Origin of the sequence: Massilia sp. CT11-108, from assembly GCF_047302915.1 — a bacterium.
GTDB classification, from domain to species: domain Bacteria; phylum Pseudomonadota; class Gammaproteobacteria; order Burkholderiales; family Burkholderiaceae_D; genus Telluria; species Telluria orientalis.
The window spans coordinates 1-243 of record NZ_JBKYMO010001705.1 but is presented as its reverse complement, the minus strand read 5'-3'; the positions used below and the strand labels follow the sequence as shown (position 1 = coordinate 243).

Annotated in this window: 1 protein-coding gene; it reads right to left on the bottom strand. The window is 64.6% G+C overall.

Annotated features, from left to right (window positions below):
- Positions 1-94 precede the first annotated feature (94 nt).
- Positions 95-243, bottom strand: a 149-nt coding sequence (locus ACEN88_RS36095; protein WP_413347182.1) for a DUF4214 domain-containing protein, incomplete at its 5' end; no start/stop codon positions are given.

The following is a 243-nucleotide window of genomic DNA, read 5'->3' as shown; positions in this document are numbered from 1 at the left end:
AGGCGGGCGAACAGGGCGGTGAGCTTGGCGGACATCGAAGCAGTGTGGCGCTCCCCTCGCCGATCGCCATGATGCGCGACAAACTTACGTCGACTCAACCCCAGTGCAGGTAGTCGATGCCGTTCTGGATGCTGCCGATGACCTGCACCTGGTTTTCCGTGCTCTCGCTGAATCCGACGAGGACGTCGGCGCGCGACGTCGAATGCAGGGCATCCGTCCAGAACGCGTAGCCGGCGGCGTCCG